The following is a 5,670-nucleotide window of genomic DNA, read 5'->3' on the forward strand; positions in this document are numbered from 1 at the left end:
GCGCCGCTGCCCGGGTCGCGGGTGAAGGCGACGCCGGTGCCGGAGTCGGGGCCGAGGTTGCCGAAGACCATGGTCACCACGTTGACGGCGGTGCCCAGGTCGGCGGGGATGCGTTCCTGGCGGCGGTAGAGGATCGCCCGCTCGGCGTTCCACGACTCGAAGACCGCCCGGATGGCCAGGTCGAGCTGTTCGCGCGGCTCCTGCGGGAACTCCCGCCCGGTGTGCTTGGCGAAGATCTTCTTGTACGTCTCCACCAGCCCACGCAGGTCGTCGGCGTCAAGGTCGAGGTCGTCGTGGGTGCCCTTGGCCCGCTTGGCCTCGTCGAGGGCGTGTTCGAACTCCTCGCCCGGCACCTCGCAGACGGTCTTGCCGAACATCTGGATCAGCCGGCGGTAGGAGTCCCAGGCGAACCTGTCGTTCTGCCCCGCCTGCTCGCTCAGCCCTACGACGCTGCGGTCGTTGAGCCCGACGTTGAGGACGGTCTCCATCATGCCGGGCATCGAGAACCGGGCGCCGGAGCGTACCGAGACCAGCAGCGGGTCCTGCGGATCGCCGAGGCGTCGGCCCATCGCGCGTTCCAACGCCTCCAGGTGGGCCTCGATCTGCCCGGCCAGCCCGTCCGGCTCCCGCCCGGTCGCCAGGTACGCCTGGCACGCGCCGGTGGTGATGGTGAAGCCCGGTGGCACCGGCAGGCCGAGATTGGTCATCTCGGCGAGATTGGCACCCTTTCCACCGAGCAGGTCCTTGAGATCCTTGTTGCCCTCGGCGAAGTCGTAGACGTACTTGTCCGTCTCGTGCGTTGTCACCAGAAGCCTCCCACGCGCGCCGGAATTGACACTTAACGAAGGTTCAGTTCTGACTTACCCCGGGGCCGACCACCGGGAATCCGGCCTGGTCAGCGTTCGGTGGGCGAAGGTTAAGCGAACATCGGGCGGCCTGGGACCGTTCGGTGACAATAGGCACAGCCATCACGACTATCCGCGTTCACGCCGGTTTCTGGGAACGCTTCCACGCGCACGATCACGCAATTCCGGTTCCTCCTCGTACTCTTGACGTCACCCGTTGCGCCAAACCTGACCTTTGCCATATCCCTCGCGAATACACCCTCCGGAGCCGCCCCGTGTCGCGCACCCCACGTACCGGCGGCGCCCCCGGCCCCGAGCAGCCGTCGCGCCCCGACGCCGCTCCGACCCCGGCCGCCCCGCCCACGGTCACCCCGGCTACGGGCACGCCGACCGCGGGCACGCTGGCACGCAGCGCCGCGCAGGCCGCCGGGCGGCTGCTCACCCGGCCTACCGTCGGCCTGGGTGACGTGGTGCCGGCGCCCGCGTCGGTCCGGCCGCGGCCGGCCGCCGACTTCGTCCTCCCCGCCGACTGGGCGGTACGGGTCTGCGCCTACGCGGGCGCCCGGGAGGTCGCCGGACACCTCGCCGAACTGCTCCGCCCCGCCACCGGCTACCCGCTCCCGGTCGCCGACCTGCCGCCCGCCCCGGGCCCGCTCCAGCTCACCCTCGCCGCCGCCACGCCGCACGGCCCGGCAGCGACGGTGTCCGCTGACGCGGAGGGCTACCGGCTCGACGTCGACGCCGACGCGGTACGGATCACCGCCGGCACCGCCACCGGCCTGTTCCACGGCGTGCAGACGCTGCGGCAACTGCTGCCGGCGGCCGTGGAGAGCCGGACCCCGGTGGCGCAGCACTGGGTGGTGCCGGGCGGCACGATCGTCGACCGGCCCCGCTTCGCCTACCGGGGGGCGATGCTCGACGTGGCACGGCACTTCTTCGGCGTCGAGGACGTCTGCCGGGTGATCGACCACCTGGCCCGGTACAAGCTCAACCACCTGCATCTGCACCTCACCGACGACCAGGGCTGGCGGATCGCCGTCGACTCCTGGCCCCGGCTGGCGACGGTCGGCGGGCGCACCGCGGTGGGCGGCGACCCCGGTGGCTGGTACACCGCCGCCGACTACCGGCGCATCGTCGCCTACGCCGCGCGGCGGCACGTCACCGTCGTCCCCGAGGTGGACCTGCCCGGCCACACCAACGCGGCCCTGGTCGCGTACCCCGAGCTGGCCCCGGGCAAGATCGCGCCGCCGCCGTACACCGGCACCGAGGTCGGCTTCAGCTACGTCGACCCCACCGACGAGCGCACATACGACTTCGTCGCCGACGTGCTCGGCGAGGTGGCCGCGCTGACCCCCGGGCCGTGGCTGCACATCGGCGGGGACGAGGCGTACAAGGTCAAGGGGGCGGCGTACACCGGTTTCGTGGAGCGGGCGCAGCGGATCGTCGCCGGGCTCGGCCGGACCGTGGTCGGTTGGCACCAGATCGCCCCCGCCGGGCAGGTCGACGGCCGGGTGCTGCAGTGGTGGGGCACCGACGGGGACGACCCCACGGTGGCCGAGGCGGTACGCCGGGGCGCCCGGGTGATCCTCTCCCCCGGCAACCACGCGTACCTGGACATGAAGTACGCCCCGGACACCCCCATCGGGCACGACTGGGCCGGTCTGATCGACGTGCACCGGGCCTACCACTGGGACCCGGCGACCCATCTGACCGGCGTCCCCGCCGAGGCGGTGCTGGGCGTGGAGGCCCCGCTCTGGACCGAGTCGGTGACCTCGCTGGCCGAGATCGAGTTCATGGTCTTCCCGCGCCTGCCCGCCCTCGCCGAGGTGGCCTGGTCCACGCCGTCCACCCGGAGCTGGACCGGCTTCCGGGAGCGGCTGGCCGGCCACGGCCCGCGCTGGCACGCCGCCGGCATCGCCTTCCACCCGTCCCCGGAGATCCCCTGGCCCGCCGCACCGGCCGGGCGGCACCTCCCCGACGCTGCGGAAACGCACCGGAATCCCGCCCCCGGGCAGCCCTCATCCGCCCGAGACACCGCCACCACACCCGACGTGCGGTGACCACCGTCGCCCCGGACCCGCCCGGCCTCCCCGCACAGCGGGCGCCCCGACCCGGCGGACCTCCCGACCCGGTGGACCTCCCGGCCCAGCGGACTCCCCGGCCCCGCGGCCCCTACTGCACGGGAGCCTCCGGCGCAGGGAAGCCCCGGCGCGGGTTTCCAGCATGGGGTTCTCCGTGAGGTCCAGCTTCTCCGACTTCCGGAGGATCACCGGCCGGACCTCCGCTCACCACCTCTCCGATCACAGCCAGTCACATCCGCCACGGAGAGCCACGCGTATCACACACAGTGACCACCTCAGGCGATGATCAGCGGGCCCCGGCACCCCCTCCACCATCAAACCGCCCTGAGCTATGCATTCTCATCCCCCGCCGGCAACCACCACATACCTCTCTCGCACGCTTTGCTCTGCTGCTCCATACGCGCCAGGCACAAAGGGTGACTGTCGCGGGGAGGGCAGCAGAGCAAAGCGGGCGGAGGGGCGCTGGGGTCGGTGGGCGGATTATGACTTTCAGTGACCGATGGTGGGTTTGCCGACGGGTGTCGTCGGTGGTGACGAGGCGGTGACGGATCGGCCCGGCGGCGGGTGACGGGGACCACCCGCCGGGCGGAATCGTCGGCCCGCCGGGGTCGTTACACCTGGTATCCGCGATCGCCCCGGCCAGTCGCCGGCCCGGCCCCGCCCAGCAGGGCGGCCTTGCCGGAACGCACGTCACCCGGCCGGGGTCACGACTTCCTCTTCACCTGCCGATGCGGCACCACCGCGTCACCGCACCCCCTGCGGGACGCGCCGTGGCACCCCCGAGATGCAGAGGAGCACCCCATCATGCGTACCGACATCCTGCGTAAGACCGTGCTGACCGCCGCCGGCCTGGCCGTCACCGCCGGTGGCATCGCCGGCCCCGCGCTGGCCGCACAGGCCGCCGAGACCACCCGGCCCGCCGCCGTCGTGCAGACCGACCGCAAGCCCGCCGGCGAGCGTGAACTGAAGGTCGACTACGCCGCCCAGCCCAACTTCTCCGACTGCGGCCCGGCCGCCGCCCGTAACGCGCTGAGCGTGCAGGGCAAGAACATCGACGTGGACGCGATGGCCAGGGAGATGGGCACCACCGAGGACGGCACCGACAGCATCAACGACATCACCCCGATCCTGAACAAGGAGATCGGCCGCAAGGACGCGTACCGCAGCACCGAGATCCCGGCCGGCAAGGTCGACGGCAAGCGGATCGACAAGCTGCGCGCGGACATCGTCCGTGCGGTGGACGACGGCCGCGCCGTGGTCGCCAACATCGCCGGCACCGCCACCGACACCGACGGCAACACCCACTCCTTCGAGGGCGGGCACTACATCAGCGTCGTCGGCTACCGCGACGGCGGGCGGGTCGTGACGATCGCGGACTCCGCCAACCCGGACACCGCCTCCTACCGGATCGACGTCGGTGAGCTGGCCCACTGGATCGCCAGCCGCGGCTACGCCTCCTGACCCGTACCGAACCGCAAGGGCCGACCCCCCGAGGGGGTCGGCCCTTCGTCGTCACCCCCGGTCCGCGCTCCGACGGCGGGGCGGGCCGGCCTCAGCCGCCCGAGTCGTCCAGCTCGGCGCCCTCGGGGACGGTGTCGTCGTCCCGGCTGTCCAGCCAGCCCTCGGGCAGGAAGACCTTGCCGGGAGAGTTCGTCCGGCCGCGCGGCTGACCGAGGGCGGCCACCGGGAACGGTTCGGCCACGTCGAGCTTGCCGAGCAGGTCGTCGAGCTGGGCCAGGCTCTCGATCATGGCGAGTTCCCGGCGCAGCTCGCTGCCGACCGGGAAGCCCTTCAGATACCAGGCGACGTGCTTACGGAAGTCGGTGCAGCCGTCCCGCTCGCCCCGGGCCGGGGTACGCGAGCCGGCGGTGAACTGGTCGACAAGCAGTTCGGCGTGCCGCCGCATGGTCACCGCCACCTCGCCGAGGGTCGGCAGCCGACGCTCCGGCCGGCCCTCGAACGCGGCCTGCAGGTCGGCGAAGAGCCACGGCCGCCCCAGGCAACCCCGGCCGACCACCACCCCGTCCACCCCGGTGTGGGCCACCATCCGCAGCGCGTCGTCGGCCTCCCAGATGTCGCCGTTGCCGAGCACCGGCACGTCGAGCGCCTGCTTGAGGGTGGCGATGGCGTCCCAGTCGGCGGTGCCGGAGTACCGCTGCGCGGCCGTCCGCCCGTGCAGGGCCACCGCCGCCACCCCGGCGTCCTGGGCGGCCAGCCCCGCCTCGACGTACGTCAGGTGGTCGTCGTCGATGCCCTTGCGCATCTTGACGGTAACCGGCACCCCGGCGGGTGACGCGGCGTCCACCGCCGCCCGCACCAGCCTGGCGAACAGCCGCCGCCGCCACGGCAGGGCCGACCCGCCGCCCCGGCGGGTCACCTTGGGCACCGGGCAGCCGAAGTTCAGGTCGATGTGGTCGGCCAGGTCCCGTTCCACCACGATCCGCACCGCCTGGGCGGTGATCTCGGGGTCGGTGCCGTAGAGCTGGAGGCTGCGCGGCCGCTCGTCGGCGCCGAAGGCGATCATGCGCAGGGTCTTCGGGTTCCGCTGCACCAGCGCGACCGTGGTGATCATCTCGCAGACGTAGATGCCACCGCCCTGCTCCCGGCAGAGTTGCCGGAAACCGACGTTGGTGATACCGGCCATCGGGGCGAGCACCACCGGCGGCCACACCTGGTGGGGGCCGATGGTGAGCGGGCGCAGGACCGCAGCGGGAGAGGTCACGTACCCCAGAATCCCATGCCGG

General features: G+C 72.6%; 4 protein-coding genes. 2 read left to right on the forward strand and 2 right to left on the reverse strand.

The annotated features are described in order from the left end of the window. Nucleotides 1-809, reverse strand: an 809-nt coding sequence (locus ACOJTC_RS32690; protein WP_420119770.1) for a PEP/pyruvate-binding domain-containing protein, incomplete at its 3' end; no start/stop codon positions are given. 311 nt (nucleotides 810-1,120) lie between these two features. Between ACOJTC_RS32690 and ACOJTC_RS32695 the strand changes: the two genes are divergently transcribed. Further along, on the forward strand, nucleotides 1,121-2,905 hold the full coding sequence (locus ACOJTC_RS32695) for a beta-N-acetylhexosaminidase (protein WP_420119768.1): 1,785 nt from the start codon (nucleotides 1,121-1,123) through the stop codon (nucleotides 2,903-2,905). 825 nt (nucleotides 2,906-3,730) lie between these two features. Next, nucleotides 3,731-4,387, forward strand: a complete 657-nt coding sequence (locus tag ACOJTC_RS32700) for a C39 family peptidase (RefSeq protein ID WP_420119769.1) — start codon at nucleotides 3,731-3,733, stop codon at nucleotides 4,385-4,387. A gap of 91 nt (nucleotides 4,388-4,478) precedes the next feature. Here ACOJTC_RS32700 and dusB read toward each other — a convergent pair whose 3' ends face one another. After that, nucleotides 4,479-5,648 (reverse strand): tRNA dihydrouridine synthase DusB, encoded by a 1,170-nt coding sequence (dusB, locus tag ACOJTC_RS32705; protein WP_204926319.1) that lies wholly within the window; start codon nucleotides 5,646-5,648, stop codon nucleotides 4,479-4,481. Between the last annotated feature and the right edge of the window lie 22 nt (nucleotides 5,649-5,670).

It is taken from the genome of Micromonospora sp., from assembly GCF_048594385.1.
Lineage (GTDB): Bacteria > Actinomycetota > Actinomycetes > Mycobacteriales > Micromonosporaceae > Micromonospora > Micromonospora wenchangensis.

Coding starts and splice junctions, on each gene's coding strand:
- ACOJTC_RS32700 (WP_420119769.1), top strand. CDS start 3,731: ATGCGTACCGACATCCTGCGTAAGACCGTGCTGACCGCCGCCGGCCTG.